The organism is Flavobacterium granuli, from assembly GCF_900129705.1.
Taxonomy (GTDB): domain Bacteria; phylum Bacteroidota; class Bacteroidia; order Flavobacteriales; family Flavobacteriaceae; genus Flavobacterium; species Flavobacterium granuli.
This window is the reverse complement of sequence record NZ_FQWO01000002.1, coordinates 333,823-350,550: the sequence shown is the minus strand read 5'-3', so window position 1 is coordinate 350,550 and position 16,728 is coordinate 333,823. Positions and strand designations below refer to the sequence as shown.

The 16,728-nt window shown below is 35.5% G+C and carries 15 protein-coding genes; 9 read left to right on the top strand and 6 right to left on the bottom strand.

Going from position 1 to position 16,728, the window contains the following annotated elements:
- Window positions 1-285 precede the first annotated feature (285 nt).
- The gene (locus BUB25_RS04475; RefSeq protein ID WP_072940623.1) at window positions 286-1,224 is read left to right on the top strand and encodes an L-threonine 3-dehydrogenase; all 939 of its coding nucleotides are present in this window, start codon (window positions 286-288) and stop codon (window positions 1,222-1,224) included.
- Window positions 1,225-1,295: 71 nt separating this feature from the next.
- Here BUB25_RS04475 and BUB25_RS04470 read toward each other — a convergent pair whose 3' ends face one another.
- From BUB25_RS04470 to BUB25_RS04450, 5 genes are all read right to left on the bottom strand, one after another.
- On the bottom strand, window positions 1,296-3,170 hold the full coding sequence (locus BUB25_RS04470) for a M1 family metallopeptidase (protein ID WP_072941056.1): 1,875 nt from the start codon (window positions 3,168-3,170) through the stop codon (window positions 1,296-1,298).
- Window positions 3,171-3,231: 61 nt separating this feature from the next.
- A complete protein-coding gene (locus BUB25_RS04465) occupies window positions 3,232-4,857 on the bottom strand; it encodes a S8 family peptidase (RefSeq protein ID WP_072940619.1) in 1,626 nt (541 codons plus the stop codon).
- A 74-nt stretch (window positions 4,858-4,931) separates the two neighbouring features.
- A complete protein-coding gene (locus BUB25_RS04460; protein ID WP_072940615.1) occupies window positions 4,932-5,792 on the bottom strand; it encodes an MBL fold metallo-hydrolase in 861 nt (286 codons plus the stop codon).
- Between the two features lie 184 nt (window positions 5,793-5,976).
- Window positions 5,977-7,044: a M48 family metallopeptidase gene (locus tag BUB25_RS04455; protein WP_072940612.1), complete on the bottom strand. Its 1,068-nt coding sequence runs from the start codon at window positions 7,042-7,044 to the stop codon at window positions 5,977-5,979.
- A gap of 4 nt (window positions 7,045-7,048) precedes the next feature.
- On the bottom strand, window positions 7,049-8,008 hold the full coding sequence (locus tag BUB25_RS04450) for a YjgN family protein (RefSeq protein ID WP_072940609.1): 960 nt from the start codon (window positions 8,006-8,008) through the stop codon (window positions 7,049-7,051).
- Between the two features lie 247 nt (window positions 8,009-8,255).
- Between BUB25_RS04450 and BUB25_RS04445 the strand changes: the two genes are divergently transcribed.
- The 4 genes from BUB25_RS04445 to sufD all read left to right on the top strand — a co-directional run bounded on the left by BUB25_RS04445 (window position 8,256) and on the right by sufD (window position 12,249).
- Window positions 8,256-8,585 (top strand): HesB/IscA family protein, encoded by a 330-nt coding sequence (locus BUB25_RS04445; RefSeq protein WP_072940607.1) that lies wholly within the window; start codon window positions 8,256-8,258, stop codon window positions 8,583-8,585.
- A gap of 20 nt (window positions 8,586-8,605) precedes the next feature.
- Window positions 8,606-10,054 (top strand): Fe-S cluster assembly protein SufB, encoded by a 1,449-nt coding sequence (sufB, locus tag BUB25_RS04440; RefSeq protein WP_072940604.1) that lies wholly within the window; start codon window positions 8,606-8,608, stop codon window positions 10,052-10,054.
- A 64-nt stretch (window positions 10,055-10,118) separates the two neighbouring features.
- Complete coding sequence (gene sufC / locus BUB25_RS04435; RefSeq protein ID WP_072940601.1) at window positions 10,119-10,865, top strand: Fe-S cluster assembly ATPase SufC; 747 nt, start codon at window positions 10,119-10,121, stop codon at window positions 10,863-10,865.
- Window positions 10,866-10,932: 67 nt separating this feature from the next.
- On the top strand, window positions 10,933-12,249 hold the full coding sequence (gene sufD / locus BUB25_RS04430; RefSeq protein ID WP_072940598.1) for a Fe-S cluster assembly protein SufD: 1,317 nt from the start codon (window positions 10,933-10,935) through the stop codon (window positions 12,247-12,249).
- A gap of 75 nt (window positions 12,250-12,324) precedes the next feature.
- Here the strand turns inward: sufD and BUB25_RS04425 are convergent, their stop codons facing one another.
- Window positions 12,325-13,671, bottom strand: coding sequence for a serine hydrolase domain-containing protein (locus BUB25_RS04425; RefSeq protein WP_072940595.1), 1,347 nt, complete (start codon window positions 13,669-13,671; stop codon window positions 12,325-12,327).
- Between the two features lie 179 nt (window positions 13,672-13,850).
- Here BUB25_RS04425 and BUB25_RS04420 point away from each other — a divergent pair, with 179 nt between their 5' ends.
- From BUB25_RS04420 to BUB25_RS04405, 4 genes are all read left to right on the top strand, one after another.
- Window positions 13,851-15,065: an aminotransferase class V-fold PLP-dependent enzyme gene (locus BUB25_RS04420; RefSeq protein WP_072940592.1), complete on the top strand. Its 1,215-nt coding sequence runs from the start codon at window positions 13,851-13,853 to the stop codon at window positions 15,063-15,065.
- A 106-nt stretch (window positions 15,066-15,171) separates the two neighbouring features.
- Entirely contained in the window at window positions 15,172-15,615 is a 444-nt protein-coding gene (locus BUB25_RS04415; RefSeq protein ID WP_072940589.1) for a hypothetical protein, read from the top strand.
- Window positions 15,602-16,024: a SufE family protein gene (locus tag BUB25_RS04410; RefSeq protein WP_072940586.1), complete on the top strand. Its 423-nt coding sequence runs from the start codon at window positions 15,602-15,604 to the stop codon at window positions 16,022-16,024. Before BUB25_RS04415 ends, BUB25_RS04410 begins: the two co-directional genes overlap by 14 nt.
- Before the next feature lie 78 nt (window positions 16,025-16,102).
- Window positions 16,103-16,516 (top strand): GxxExxY protein, encoded by a 414-nt coding sequence (locus tag BUB25_RS04405; RefSeq protein WP_072940584.1) that lies wholly within the window; start codon window positions 16,103-16,105, stop codon window positions 16,514-16,516.
- Window positions 16,517-16,728 lie beyond the last annotated feature (212 nt).

The following is a 16,728-nucleotide window of genomic DNA, read 5'->3' as shown; positions in this document are numbered from 1 at the left end:
TCAGTGATTCTATTCTCATCCCATCATTATTTGACAGAATCAAATCCTCTTTTTATATTCCTTTCATTTTGAATCCCATCGAAGCGCAAAGTTACAAAGTAAATTTATAATTATAGATTTCAAAATACGATTTACAAAGCAAAGCAAAATGCTTTTTTATATCAGTAAAATTCATAAAAACAATTACCGCTTTGGGCTGATTATTTTTGAGCTTATAAACTCTGCTTTGAGATCGCTAAATATTTTTGAAAACAGTATCTTTGCTTCACAAAAAAAACAACCACAATGAATCCAAAAATATTAATTATAGGTGCTTGCGGACAGATAGGCACAGAGTTGACCCATTCGCTAAGGGAAATATACGGAACCGAAAATGTCATTGCCTCCGATATTCGAAAATTGAATACTGATGTGGTAAACTCAGGTCCATTTGAAGTTATTAATGCTTTGGATTTCAATCAAATTGAACATATTGTAGAGCAACATCAAATTACTGATGTTTATTTAATGGCTGCTTTATTATCGGCTACAGCCGAAAAAAATCCCGCTTTTGCATGGGATTTGAACATGAATTCTTTATTTCATGTTTTAAATTTGGCGAAAGCCGGAAAAATCAAAAAAATATTCTGGCCATCTAGTATTGCCGTTTTTGGACCTACAACCCCAAAAGAAAATACGCCTCAATACACTATCATGGAGCCTTCAACGGTTTATGGAATCAGCAAGCAGGCGGGTGAAAGATGGTGCGAATACTACCACAATATCTTTGGCGTTGATGTTCGAAGCATCCGTTATCCTGGTTTAATTAGCTGGTCATCGCCTCCAGGTGGCGGAACAACAGATTATGCAGTAGATATTTTCCATAAAGCATTGGCTGATAAAAAATACGAATGCTTTTTATCATCAGAAACTAAAATGCCAATGATGTATATGGACGATGCCATTAATGCAACCATAAGCATCATGCAGGCACCGGAAGAGCAAATTAAAATACGTTCTTCTTATAACTTAGCCGCGATGAGTTTTACTCCGACAGAAATTGCTGCCGAGATCAAAAAACACATTCCTGAATTTACAATCACTTACGAGCCAGATTTCCGTCAAAAAATTGCCGACAGCTGGCCTGCAAGCATTGATGACACCGAGGCCAGAAAAGATTGGAATTGGAGTCATAAATATGACTTGGAAACCATGACTAAAGACATGCTGGATCATTTAAAATAATCCATAAAATAAGAACATAAAAAAAAGTCTAGCTTCAAAAACTAGACTTTTTTTATTTCTAAGAATAACTCTTATTTCATTTCGTACACATTGTTCGTTTGTTTTACATCAGCCATTAATCCGCTTGGGTCAATAGTGATTTTCTTGATGCTGTTTTTTGCTTTAGCTATGGTAAAATCATAATTAGAAGCTGCCCAAGCCCAATCATTAAGAACTGTTCTTTTTATAGATGGGTTTGGGTTTTCTTTTTCGAAACTCATCATGCGCAACGGAATGTAGAAACTTTCTTTGCTCCCGTCAGTATATTCAACCAACAGATCGATAGGCATAGGCATTCTTCCAATTCTTTCCAGATTAACGGCAGTTTTATCTCCATTTTCAGTTACGGCTTTGATTCCATAATCGATTGTATTGGTGGTTTGAGTCCAATCCATTAGATACCAATCTAGGTTTGCTCCCGAAACACGCTCAGCTGATCTTTTGACATCATTAGGAGTAGGATGTTTGAACTTGAAATCGTGATAATATCTCTTTATCGTTTCAGCTAATTTGTCTTGCCCAATCAAATAACCCAATTGAGACAAAAAAAGACTGCCTTTTACATAAGAAGAAACGCTATACGGCCTATTTTCATCATAACGGTCTCCGTGTGTGCTTTGTGATTGTTCTTTTCCTGATTCTATTAATTTGTAATAGGCATTGTAATTCCCTTTGAAAGGATTTTCTTCTTTCTTAGCTGACAATTCATTAACCGCCCAATCTTGAACATAGGTCGTAAAACCTTCGTCCATCCAAGGATGTTTTGATTCATTTGAAGCTAAAATATGTTGGAACCAAGAATGAGCTAGCTCATGGGTTGCAGTTCCGTAAATCCCTTCCAGTTTTCCATTTCCTAACATCAACGTACACATGGCATACTCCATTCCTCCATCACCTCCTTGTATGAAAGAATATTGTTTATAAGGATATTCTCCGATGTTTTTATTAAAAAAATCCATCATGTTCACCATTAGGGGCTGTAATTTTTTCCAATTATCAATGATCTTTGGGTTGTTTTTATACAAAAAGTGCAAATCAACATTGTTAGGACCTTTGACCACATCATGAAGATAATCTTTGTCAGCAGCCCAAGTAAAATCGTGAACCATTGGTGCTATAAAATGCCAAGTCAAGGTTTTAGTTTTCTTTGGATAACTAACCGTAACTCCAGCATCTTGGTATCCATGTCCAATTTCGTTTGGACTTTGTAAATAACCTGTCCCTCCTAAAGTATATTCTTTATCAATGGTAATCTTCACGTCAAAATTCCCCCAAACACCATGAAATTCTCTGGCAATGTATGGATCAGCATGCCAACCTTCAAAATCAAACTCGGCTAATTTTGGATACCATTGAGACATAGACAAAGCTATTCCCTCTGAATTGTTTCTACCAGAACGGCGAATCTGAACTGGAGCTTGTCCGTCAAAATCAAGTGTGAAAGTTGTTTTAGAATTCGGCAATATTGGCTTAGCCAAGCTAACTTCAAGAATAGTCCCTACGGTCTTTGAAACGGCAGCAATACCATCTTGTTTAAAATTACTAATCTTGAGATAACCAATTTCGTTTGGTTTTAAGCTTTCAATTCGGCTCACTTTTACCTCTTTGCCGTCAACATTTACTTTATTCACCATCCTCCCATCCGGATCTTTAATAGAATGCAGTCTGGCATCCATTTCACTTCCTGGCTGGAATGCATTATTAAACAGATGATAATACACTTTTCTCAAGGTATCGGGCGAATTATTGGTATAAACTAATTCTTGTTTTCCTTTGTATTGGTAATTTTTCACATCCATGACAACATCCATTTTATAATCGGCATGTTGCTGCCAATAGGTGGTGCTTTGGGCATAAATAGAGCCCCAGTTAAGAGTGACAATTGAAAGTAAAAGCAATTTTCTCATCATTTTGCAAATAAAAAATGGAAGGACAAGTGCCCTTCCATTGGATTAGTAATTATTAAGGTTATTTTTTTGACATTTTCTCAGCCATCAATAAGGCATTATAAGCATTCACAATTTTACCCGATTTAGATAATGTTGAAAAAGAACGACTGTCTTTTGGGTTTCCGCCTACAACAACATCAGTAGTGATTGCCACACCTGAATCCATCAAAATATGTTTTACCTGTGAGGCTGATAATTTTGGATAATAAGAACGTATCAAGGCTGCTACTCCGGCAACATTTGGCGCAGCCATAGAAGTTCCTTGTAAATATTGGTAGGAATCTTTTGGCGTAGTAGCATAAATTTTTACTCCTGGCGCAAAAACATCTACATTCACTTTACCAATATTTGAAAAACGCGCAACCACTTTATCGCCATATTCAAAATTCAAGGCTCCAATAGTAATCATATTATCGGCAAATTCATTTATTTTATCATCAGAATCATTTGGAAAATTATCGCTGTAGTCAATGTCTTTGGCATCATTTCCTGCTGCGTGTACAATTAATACATCTTTCTTCTCAGCATATTTAATAGCATCATAAACCCATTGTTTATGAGGAGAAAAACTTTTCCCAAAACTTCCGTTGATTACTTTTGCTCCGTTGTCTACGGCGTAACGAATTCCAAGCGCAATATCCTTGTCATACTCATCCCCGTCAGGAACGGCACGAACTGTTAAAATCTCTACATTACTAGCAACACCGTCTCCGCCAATAGCATTGTCTCTACTTTGAGCTACAATACCAGCTACGTGTGTCCCGTGAAGCGCTTCGTCTTTATCTGGCCCAATAACGTTATTGTTCCCGTATTTTGTATCGGTAATGTCTTGAGGGTTGTCTCCCAAAATTTTTCTATAGTCAGTCTTTAAATTCTCTCCATTTAAAAGAGCATCAAAATCTGCCAATTGTTTTTGAACTGCCGTTTTCAATTCTGCCAAAGGCATCCCAAAAGAAAGCATTTGCTGGATTGCAGCCTTGCTTTTTTGTATTTCTGGATTCTCTGACGCGATAGCTTTCACTTCTTCAGCTGTATAAACCGCTTTTCCAAAATGTTTCACCAAAGCAGCATCACCAGCAGCAATAGTTGCTAACATTTCTTCCATTCGAACCTTTCCTGTTGTTGCTTCGGCTATTTTTTTATCATTAAGTTTTTTCGCTTCTTGATAAGTACCCTCATCAACCAAGTTTTTATTTTTGATAATTCTTTCGTATTCTAAATTTTCTTTGGTAATATCCCCCAGAAAATTCCAGCCGTGTATGTCGTCTACATAACCATTTTTATCATCGTCAATTCCATTTCCCGGAATCTCTTTTGGGTTAGTCCAAAGTACCGATTTCAGGTCTTCGTGTTCAATATCAACCCCTGAATCTACAATCCCAACGATTACTTTAACTCCTTTTTTGTTTTTCAGAATCTCAGCATAAGCTCTGTCTACACTCATTCCCGGAATCGTATCGTTTACGATATCCAAATGACTCCAGCGTTTTAGCTCAATTTCTTTTAACGGAGCTACTTTTTTTACATTCAAAGGAGCACTGATCACTGCTAAAGTATTAGTAGTTGAAACTTGCTTTTGAGCTCCACAACCAGCTAAAACCAAAACGGCAAAAGCAGAAAGACAAATGGGTTTAATACTATTCATTTAATTATTTATTTTATGTTTAAAATATTAGTCTAAAATAGATGTTTTTGTTACAAAAAACACTTGGATTAACACTATGTTAAGATTTCTTCACAGCCAAACACTTCCTTCAGCCTCACTCCTTTTTCAGTATGTTGCACCGTAATAATTTCGTTATGCGCATCATGTTCCAAAAATAAATAATAATTATTATCGGCAGCGGCATTCAGGAATTTAGTTTTCTCGGGCATCGTCAATAAAGGTCTCGTATCATATCCCATCACATAAGGAACCGGAATATGTCCGGCTGTCGCCAATAAATCAGCACAGAAAACAATTGTCTTATCTTTATATTGAATATGTGGAATCATCTGTTTTTCGGTATGTCCATCTACAAAGAATATGCTAAAACCAAGTTCTGACTGTTCTAGAAAATCAGCTTCTGGTCTTTTGATAAAATGCAGCTGACCACTTTCCTGCATTGGCAAAATATTTTCGGTCAGGAAAGAAGCTTTCTCCCTCGGATTGGGTTTGGTAGCCCATTCCCAATGATTTTCGTTGCTCCAAAATTTGGCATTTTTAAAAGCAGGTTCATAACCGGTTTTGTCCTTGTTCCATTGCACACTTCCGCCACAATGATCAAAATGCAAATGGGTCATAAAAACATCTGTAATATCATCGCGATGAAAACCGTATTTTGCCAAGGATTTATCCATAGAATGGCTTCCCCAAAGCGAATAATACCCAAAGAATTTTTCGGATTGTTTGTTCCCCATTCCGGTATCGATCAGGATGAGTCTATTGCCATCCTCGATAAGCAAACATCTGGCTGCAATATCAATTAGGTTGTTTTCATCGGCAGGATTGGTTTTATTCCAAATGGTTTTGGGTACGACGCCAAACATAGCGCCACCATCAAGTTTAAAATTCCCGGTTTCTATAGGATAGAGTTTCATGGTCGTATTGTTTAAAACTAAATTGTCCTCAAATATAAAAGATTCAACAATAAAACCCCCTTAAATAGTTGTTATATTGTTGAATCTTGAAATCAAAAACCCGATATATCCGAATTATACACTAAACAAAAACACTAATAACAGCGGATTACCTATAAAAATAAGTCACTCTGTTGAAGTAGCGTTACTTTTTTAATTTTTCAAAAATACCTTTGAGTTTATCATTAGTCTTAGCCTCAAAAGACCTTGTTTTTATCATCTTATCGATATAGCTTATGCGTTCTTCTGTTAACGGATGCGAGCTTAAAAACTCTGGAATCGAAATGGTGTTATCCTGCTGCAGTCGCTTGAATAAATCAGACATCCCTTGTGGATTAACCCCATTGGAAACTAAAATTTCAAAACCATCTAAATCTGCTTGATGTTCAAATTCTCTGGAAAAAGAAAGTGATTGCAAACTATTCACATTGTCCCCTATAGTCGCCATAATACCATTGGCATCCCCTAAAATTGCAGAAATGAATAAATAACCGGATAAACTTCTGCAAATCGCTTTCATCGAATGCCGATTATTAACATGAGATACTTCGTGACCAATTAGAGCCACCAATTCTTCATAACTCTTCATCTCGTCTAAAATCCCTTGATAAACAACAATATTTCCGTCAGGAAGAGCAAAAGCATTGACAATATCCGAGTCGACCACAGTAAATTTTATCGGTTTATTATTTTTTAATTTCAATTCTTTTGCAAATGCATTCAAAGCCGCTGTTTTCACCGAATCAACGGAACTGAAAAACATATTCTCCTGAAAAAAATTGCTCCCCAGTTTGTCGTCATAATCTTCTGGAATCAAAACCACTGATTTTTCGGCTACCCAAGGAATGGCATAAACATAAGACAATCCTATAAACAGCATGATCAAAAAAGCAAAAAAGGCATGTGAAGTCAATCCTAAATTTAATAATTTATGATACCAATCCAGTTGTCCGTTATTTTTTCTAAAAACAGTCAAATCCCGAATGAAATCAGAATCTTTGACCATGATACTCTGAACAGTTTCTTCACCATGTTGAAGATTCAGAGCCATTCCTTTTTTTTCAAAAGAAACAGACTCTAATTTCCAACTATTAGCCGTGTTATTAGCCAATTCAAAATGAAACATCGAAGTTCCTTTGTCGAAGGACAATTCTATTGGCTGGGGAACCGAAGAATTCCCATCATAAAAAACCCCAATTGTTTTATTCTTCATGATATTACATTACAAAATCTAAATCCAAGAAATCACTGATATCCTCGCCTGTAGCATCTTTATAATTAGCTTCTGTTTGTTGTATCGAATCCAGATCAATATTTCCTTCTAATTCAATATTGCTAAAAATATACTTCATCGTTCTTGTCACAACCCATGCATATCCAAGACCCAGTGTACCGATTAAAATAAATAAGTTTACAAAAGCCAATTTAAAGAAACCGCCTCCGGTTACAGTAGAATTCAATTGAATTTCATCTTTTCCTTTATTTAAACTTAGGTTGTCTATATAATATTCGAACAGATCTTTTTGCCACCAAAAAGCATAAATTCCAAGAGTGAACACCGTCAAGAAGTAGCCCTTCAAATTTAAGATAAAATAATCCCCTCCGTCTCCCTCATAATTCATTTCAATTTCACCAAATCGAACATTATTCAACAGGTATTTTCTGAGATTTATTGACATCCATGAACCATAAAGCCCAAGAGAGATAATTGTAAAGAAAATCCATTTGAAAAAATTTTTGGTCAGTTCATTCCTGTCTCCTCTATATCCAAAACGAATTCCTCGCCAAGATGTTCTTGACATCCTGTATCGATAAGATCCATGAATTGCCAAAGGTAAAATGGCGATAAAGCCCAGGTAAAATAATAATAAGCCTACAAATGGGATTTTTAAATAGATAAATAAAGCCAACAGCCCATAAAGGCTAATAAATATCAAAATTGCTTTCAAGAATCCTTTAAACATTTCCTTGCCCGTACCATGAAAAGAAAATGAATCTCCATTCAATGAAGTTTCACCATACAAAAACTGAAGGCGTTTTGCTTTTGCCCAGGGATAATAAAGACCTAGTGTCACAATTGTTAATAACCAGTTGACAATAATGACTCCAAAAAAGTCACTTCCATTTCCGTTAAAATCAATTTTATAGCTTTTTGAGCTGGTTAATGGTTCGTTCATGCTTTATAGCGTTATTTCTTGTTAATAAATCATAAAAGTAATTTATTTTTTGAATTACAAAACAATATAGACATTTTCTATTTCAAGATTAGTTATAAAAATGTTATCAATTATGGAAAAAGGTTTTTATATAGTATCTTTGCAGTTAATTTAGACAAAATCAATATAACGATGCGATGAGCTTCCTGAAAGGTCTGATTTTCAAATCAAATTTTCAATGCAAATCCCATAATACCAATACAAACACATGATAAAAGTTTCTGATACTGCCAAAAAGAAAATCATCGATTTGATGAAAGAGGACGGTTTTGATGCCAGCACTGACTATGTAAGAGTGGGTGTAAAAAGCGGCGGTTGCTCTGGTTTGTCTTATGATTTAAAATTTGACAAAACTAAAAGCGAAGACGACAAGATATTCGTAGACAACGAAATTACCATCGCCGTAGAGAAAAAATCATTCCTTTATTTAGCCGGAACAATATTAGAATTTTCGGGCGGAATAAACGGAAAAGGATTTGTTTTCAATAATCCAAATGCAAACAGAACTTGTGGTTGCGGAGAGAGTTTCTCTTTGTAAAACATTTAAAATAAAAAATTATGTCAAAATATACCGAAGACGATTTAAAAATCGAACTCGAAACTAAAGAATACGAGTACGGATTTTATACTAATTTGGAATCGGACACTTTTCCAATAGGTTTAAACGAAGATATCGTCCGTGCCATTTCACTTAGAAAAGAAGAACCACAATGGATGACCGACTGGCGCCTTGAAGCTTTTCGCGCTTGGCAAGAAATGATTGAACCTGAATGGGCAAATGTTCATTATGAAAAACCAGATTTTCAAGCCATTTCCTATTATTCAGCTCCAAAAGCGGTTGATCCTAATAAAACATTAGATGATGTAGATCCTGAACTTTTAGAAATGTATAAAAAGTTAGGTATCTCTGTTGATGAGCAAAAGATGATGAATAATGTAGCCATGGATATTGTGGTCGATTCGGTTTCAGTTGCAACAACATTCAAAAAAACATTAGGCGAAAAAGGAATTATCTTCATGAGTATTTCCGAAGCCATCAAAGAACATCCGGAATTAGTTCGCAAATATTTAGGAACAGTTGTTCCGCAAAAAGACAACTTTTATGCTGCTTTGAATTCGGCAGTATTCTCTGATGGTTCTTTCTGTTATATTCCAAAAGGCGTTCGTTGTCCAATGGAACTTTCAACTTATTTTAGAATCAATCAAGCCGGAACGGGTCAATTTGAAAGAACTTTATTAATTGCCGACGAAGGAAGTTACGTATCGTATCTTGAAGGTTGTACTGCTCCAAGTCGTGATGAAAATCAATTGCACGCCGCCGTAGTAGAATTAATCGCTCTTGACGATGCTGAAATAAAATATTCTACCGTTCAAAACTGGTATCCTGGAAATAAAGAAGGTAAAGGAGGCGTTTTCAATTTTGTTACTAAAAGAGGAATCTGCGAGAAAAACGCAAAGATTTCTTGGACACAGGTTGAAACCGGTTCTGCCGTAACCTGGAAATATCCTTCAGTTATATTAAAAGGAGAAAATTCAGTAGGAGAATTTTATTCAATAGCCGTAACCAATAATTTCCAACAAGCTGACACCGGAACTAAAATGATCCATTTAGGAAAAAACACTAAATCGACCATTATTTCTAAAGGTATCTCGGCGGGACAATCTCAAAACAGCTATCGTGGTTTGGTACAAATTAGCGCCAATGCTGATAATGCCAGAAACTTTTCGCAATGTGATTCCCTATTAATGGGCAACAATTGCGGAGCACATACTTTTCCTTATATCGAAAGCAAAAACCCATCTGCCAAAGTAGAACACGAGGCTACAACAAGTAAAATTGGTGAAGACCAAGTTTTCTATTGTAACCAACGTGGAATCCCAACAGAGAAAGCAATTGCTTTAATTGTAAATGGTTTCAGCAAAGACGTATTGAATAAGTTACCAATGGAATTTGCGGTAGAAGCACAAAAATTATTAGAAATTTCACTTGAGGGAAGTGTGGGTTAATTTCCAGATCCAAAAGAAAACGTACTGAATCTTAATACCTTAATGGTTTAAAAAATAGAAACAAATGTTAAGCATAAAAAATCTACACGCCTCTATTGGCGACAAAGAAATATTAAAAGGAATCAATCTTGAAGTAAAAGCAGGAGAAATTCACGCCATAATGGGACCTAACGGTGCTGGAAAAAGTACATTAGCATCTATCATTGCAGGAAACGAAAACTACGAAGTAACCGAAGGCGAAATTGTTCTAGACGGAGAAGATCTTGGTGAATTGGCGCCAGAGGAAAGAGCACACAAAGGTGTTTTTCTTTCATTCCAATATCCAGTAGAAATTCCGGGAGTATCTGTAACGAACTTCATGAGAACGGCAATCAACGAAACACGAAAAGCAAACGGACAGGAAGAAATGCCTGCCAATGAAATGCTGAAAGTAATTCGCGAAAAATCAGAATTATTAGAAATCGATCGCAAATTTCTTTCCCGTTCTCTTAACGAAGGCTTCTCTGGTGGAGAAAAAAAACGTAATGAAATTTTTCAAATGGCAATGCTAGAACCTAAAATAGCTATCCTCGACGAAACCGATTCTGGATTGGACATCGATGCCTTACGTATCGTTGCTAATGGTGTGAACAAACTGAAAAACGACAAAAACGCAATAGTAGTAATTACACACTACCAAAGATTATTAGATTATATCGTTCCTGATTTCGTACACGTATTATACAATGGTAAAATTGTAAAATCTGGCGGAAAAGAACTGGCTCACGAGCTGGAAGAAAAAGGATACGACTGGATTAAAGCAGAAAACTAGTTTGCAGTTTACAGTTTACAGTTTGCAAAACTCAAAACTCATAACTCATAACTCATAACTACCAAAAATGGATTTAAAAGAAAAATTACTATCGTCTTTTATGGCTTTTGAAGAGCGCATCGATGTTCACTCTGAACTTCATGATGTACGCACAGAAGCGATAAAAAACTTTGAAAATAAAGGTTTCCCAACAAAAAAAGAAGAAGCTTGGAAATACACTTCGCTAAATGCCATCCTAAAAAATGACTTTACCGTTTTTCCAAAAGCAGAAAGCAACATTCAGTATTCAGATGTAAAAAAATATTTTTTACACGAAATAGACACCTATAAAGTAGTCTTTATTGACGGTGTTTTTAGCTCTCATCTATCTTCAACAACTCATGAAGGAATTGATGTTTGTTTGATGGCCTCGGCATTGACCAAACCAAAATACAAGATGATTATTGATGCCTACTTCAACCAAATTGCCAAGAAAGACGACAGTTTGACTTCGTTGAATACGGCTTTCGCCAATGAAGGAGCATACATCAACATCCCAAAAAGTAAAGTAGCCGACAAGCCTATTGAGATTATGTATTTCTCAACAGGAAACGAAGCAGCATTGATGGTACAACCAAGAAACTTAGTGATTGTAGGAGAAAATTCTCATGTACAAATCATCGAGCGTCATCAAAGTTTAAGCGAAAATCCTGTTTTAACCAATTCAGTTACCGAGATTTTTGCCCAAAAACGTGCCATTGTAGATTATTACAAGATTCAAAATGACAATCTACAGGCCAATCTTATAGACAATACTTACGTTTCTCAAAAACAGGAAAGTCACGTTTCAGTTCATACCTTCTCTTTTGGAGGAAACTTAACCAGAAACAACTTGAATTTTTACCATTTTGGTGAAAGATTGACAAGCACCCTGAACGGAATCACCATTATTGGCGAAAAGCAACACGTAGATCATTACACTTTGGTCAACCATGCAACTCCAAACTGTGAAAGTTTCCAAGATTACAAAGGAATCTTTTCCGATCGTTCCACAGGTGTTTTCAACGGAAAAGTTTTTGTAGAAAAAGAAGCTCAAAAAACAAATGCTTTCCAAAAAAGCAACAACATCCTATTGAGCGACAAAGCGACAATAAACGCAAAACCACAATTGGAAATTTTTGCCGATGACGTAAAATGTTCTCACGGATGCACCATAGGCCAGTTGGACGAAACCGCCATGTTCTACATGCAACAACGTGGAATCCCTAAGAAAGAAGCCAAAGCTTTATTGATGTATGCATTCTCAAATGCCGTTATTGAAAACATCAAAATACCGGAATTAAAACAAAGAATTACTACAATTATCGCCAATAAATTAGGCGTGAAATTGGGATTTGACTTGTAAATCTTACTAAGAAAGAAGTTTAGCAACCCTTTCAGAGTTTAAAACTCTGAAAGGGTTTTCTATTTTATTTAAAGGCTACTTTTTCAAACTCCCAATTATCCCTTTCAACATTCCGTTGACATCAAACTTGGCATCTTCGGTCAAACCCATTCGCACAATCACTAAATCAAGCGAAGGAATAATAAATACTTTTTGCCCTTGATAGCCATTTGCCGAATACAAATCCTTTGGCGCATCCGGATATCTTCCACCGGCATTGAGCCAAAAATGTCCGCCATAATCTCCTTTGGAACCCTTGGTAGGAGTCGCAACATAAGCAGCCCAACTTTCCTCAAATAATTGTTCTCCATTCCAATTTCCTTTGTGCAGGTACAACAAACCGAATTTGGCCCAGTCACGAGTGGTCGCCCAACCATAAGACGAACCTACATAATTCCCCGCCATATCCGTTTCAACAATCATGGAATTCATCCCTATTTTATCTATCAAAGCGGAGTACCAAAAATCCAAATATTCCTGATGTGTCTTAAACTGATTTCTTAAAATGTAAGACAATAAATTAGTCGTTCCGGAAGAATAGTTCCAATGCGTATTCGGTTTAAATACCGCCTGCTTTTCCAGTTGCACTCGTCCCATATTTTCCGATAGAAAAAGCATTTTGGTCGCATCACAAATCGTATTGTAATTTTCTTCCCATTCCAACCCGGAATTCATGTGAATCAGATCGTTTGTCGTAATTTTTTTGCGCTCGTCATTTTGCCATTCGCTAATGGGTGTCGATTTATAAATATCATATTTACCCTGTTTTTGAAGTATTCCAAATAAAGTTGCCGTAATACTTTTAGTCATCGACCAACCCAGAATTTTACTGTCTTTATCAAAACCGGTGTCATACTTTTCAGCAATAATCTTATCCTTATAAACCACCAACAGAGAACGCGTTCGCTTGTCTTTTTTGCCCTTTACATCAAAAGCATTGGCCACAGCCGCATTCAATTTGTTATAATCAATGTTAGCAAAAACAGTATCCATAGGATCCTTATTTCCATAAGGAAAGGGTAAATTGTTATCCAACTTCGTTCTTTTTGGAACCAAATAAGGCTTTGTCAAATCAAAATCATCATTGATTAAAGTTGCACCTAAACCGTCTCGATAAATTGCTTTTCGCTTTTTGAGACCATAAACAGAAGCGGTGGCAAACTTTCCGTCTTCATCTATGTTGTTTTTGGCCAAATCAATCATATCGATATCATTATCGCCTTTCTCAATCATTTCAAGTGAACGATGGTCGATAAAATGCCCCGAAGCAACACTTTTGGCCGAAAATCCGGAAATCAAATCCAGTTTGGGATAGGTCGAAAACCCAATATAGAAAACACCAATAAAAGAAGCCAAACCAATGATTTTGAATATTTTTTTCATCTGAAAGTATTTTTATGCAATTTATTAAAAACATTTCAAAACGGAGAAATAATCGATAATTGCAGAAATCTTGATTCAAGAGTCTAAATCAGACCAATAATCTGCTAAAAACTTAATTTTCTTAATTTCTTAATCGCATAATTTTAGTACTTTTGTATTTAGAATTTTTCTAAATAATTATGCTAGACATTCAAAAAATAAGAGCCGATTTTCCGATACTCTCTCAAAAAGTAAACGGCAAATCATTAGTTTATTTCGATAACGGAGCCACATCACAAAAACCACAAGTGGTCATTGATGCTATCTCCAAATATTACCAAGAAATCAATGCCAACATTCACCGTGGCGTACATACTTTAAGCCAGCTGGCTACAGATGCTTATGAGGAATCCCGCGTGAAAATGCAAAATCACATTAATGCCAAATTTTCCCATGAAGTATTATTTACTTCAGGAACTACTTTTGGGATTAATTTAGTTGCCAACGGATTTGCCTCGATTTTAAAAGCGGGCGATGAAGTGATCGTTTCGGCATTAGAACATCACAGCAATATTGTGCCTTGGCAAATGCTGTGCGAGAAAACTGGCGCGACGCTAAAAGTCATTCCCATGAATGACAAAGGCGAATTGATTATGGCAGAATATGACCAATTGTTGTCAGACAAAACCAAAATTGTGACAGTAAATCACATTTCAAATGCACTGGGAACCATCAATCCCATCAAGTACATGATCGATAAGGCACACGAAGTTGGTGCTGCCATTTTGATTGATGGAGCGCAAGCTGTACCGCATTTGAAACCGGACGTTCAAGCTTTGGACTGTGATTTTTATGTTTTTTCTGGACATAAAATGTGCGGGCCAACGGGTACCGGAATTTTATACGGAAAAGAAGCTTGGCTGAATAAATTGCCTCCTTATCAAGGCGGCGGGGAGATGATCAAGGAAGTAACTTTTGAAAAAACAACCTATGCTGAATTGCCTCATAAATTTGAAGCCGGAACGCCTAATATTGCCGGAGGAATTGTACTGGGAACAGCAATCGATTATATGAATTCCATTGGTTTTGAGAACATTCAAAAACAAGAATTAGAGTTACTGGAATACGGAACACAACGTCTTTTAGAAATTGAAGGCTTGAAAATCATTGGAACTGCCAACGAAAAAACTTCGGTAATTTCATTCAATATTGAAGGAATTCATCCATATGATATTGGCACCATTATTGACAAATTGGGAATAGCGGTACGAACAGGGCACCATTGTACCCAACCGATAATGAATTTTTTCTGTATCCCAGGAACCATTAGAGCCTCATTTGCTTTTTACAATACCAAAGAAGAAATTGATTTGATGGTCGAAGCAGTTAAAAGAGCCAAAACCATGTTATCTTAAAAAATAAAATTATGAAATCGCCATTAACAACCAGTTTGCCCAAGCAAACTTCTATAAATAAAAAGGCGATACCATATATGACCTATGACAAATAAATTTTACATATATGAAACTAATCTCTTTATTGTTCTTAACCCTCTTTCTGGGGAAAGGTTGCGAAAACACCAAAGCACAGGAAATTGATGCCGCTATAATTGAATATGTAGCCAATACAAGAGGTTTTTATCAAAAAATAGTCGTTGAAAAACAACAGCTTTCGATTAGTAAAGAAAGGGATCAACAAGACAAACCAGTGGCAACTAAAATTTCGGATGCCGACTGGAATGAATTGATTAATCTTTTTCAAGATCTCAATCTGGAAGAAATTCCCGACCTGAAATCACCAACAGAAAAGCGTTTTTATGATGGAGCGGCTATAGCCAATTTGAAAATTACTTACAAAGGAAAAATATACGAATCGAAGAGTTTTGACCATGGATTTCCACCAGTCGAAATAAAAAAATTAGTAAATAAAATTAATTCATTTGCAAAACAGAATGACGAAAATTAAAGACATACAAAACGAAATAGTAGATGAATTTTCTATGTTTGATGATTGGATGCAACGCTACGAATACATCATCGAATTAGGAAAAAACCTTCCTTTAATCAAAGAAGAATTCAAAACAGAGAACAACCTCATCAAAGGCTGCCAATCAAAAGTATGGCTGCAAGGAGAACAAAATGAGGACAAAATTGTTTTCACGGCAGATAGTGATGCGATATTGACCAAAGGGATTATCGCGATTTTAATCCGTGCTTTTTCTAATCAATCAGCCACAGATATTATCAATGCCGATATGGATTTCATTGACGAAATAGGACTGAAAGAACATCTGTCTCCTACTCGCGCCAACGGTTTAGTCTCAATGATAAAAAATATAAAAATGTATGCTTTGGCATTCAATTCAAAAAATTAATTTAAACATATAAGTCATATAAGTTTTTTTAACTTAAATAAGCCCCTACTAACTTTATTAACATCAAAAACTGATACTATGAATATAACAAGAAGTTATCTCAAAGATTTAGTTTATCAGGTTAATGGAGCCGCAATTGAAGTTCATAAAAGTATAGGTCCTGGTCTTTTAGAAAGTGTTTATCATCAATGTCTGAAAAAAGAATTGGAATTAAGAAAAATAAATTACTCTTCAGAATTATTGGTACCTTTAAAATATAAGGGACATGAGTTAGAATCTAAACTTAGATGTGATTTATTAATAGAAAACAATCTTGTTGTTGAATTAAAATCGGTAAATGAAATAAACCCTATTTTTGAAGCGCAATTGCTTACTTATATGAACTTATTAAATGCACCTATTGGCTTGTTGATAAACTTTAATGTGAAAAATATTTTCTATGAGGGTCAAAAAACATTCGTCAATGAATTTTATAGCAGGCTTGAGGATTAGTTTTAACATATAAGTCATATAAGCAAATTAAAAACGTAGATTACTTATATGTTTAAAGCCAATTAAATACAAAATAAAACTTATATGTCCTTATATCTTACTTTTAAAAAAAAACTTATATGACTTATATGTTTCTAACAATAAAAATTAAAACAAAATAAAAACCTACATATACTTCTATTTTACTTTAAAAAAAGGAAATTATATGTTTA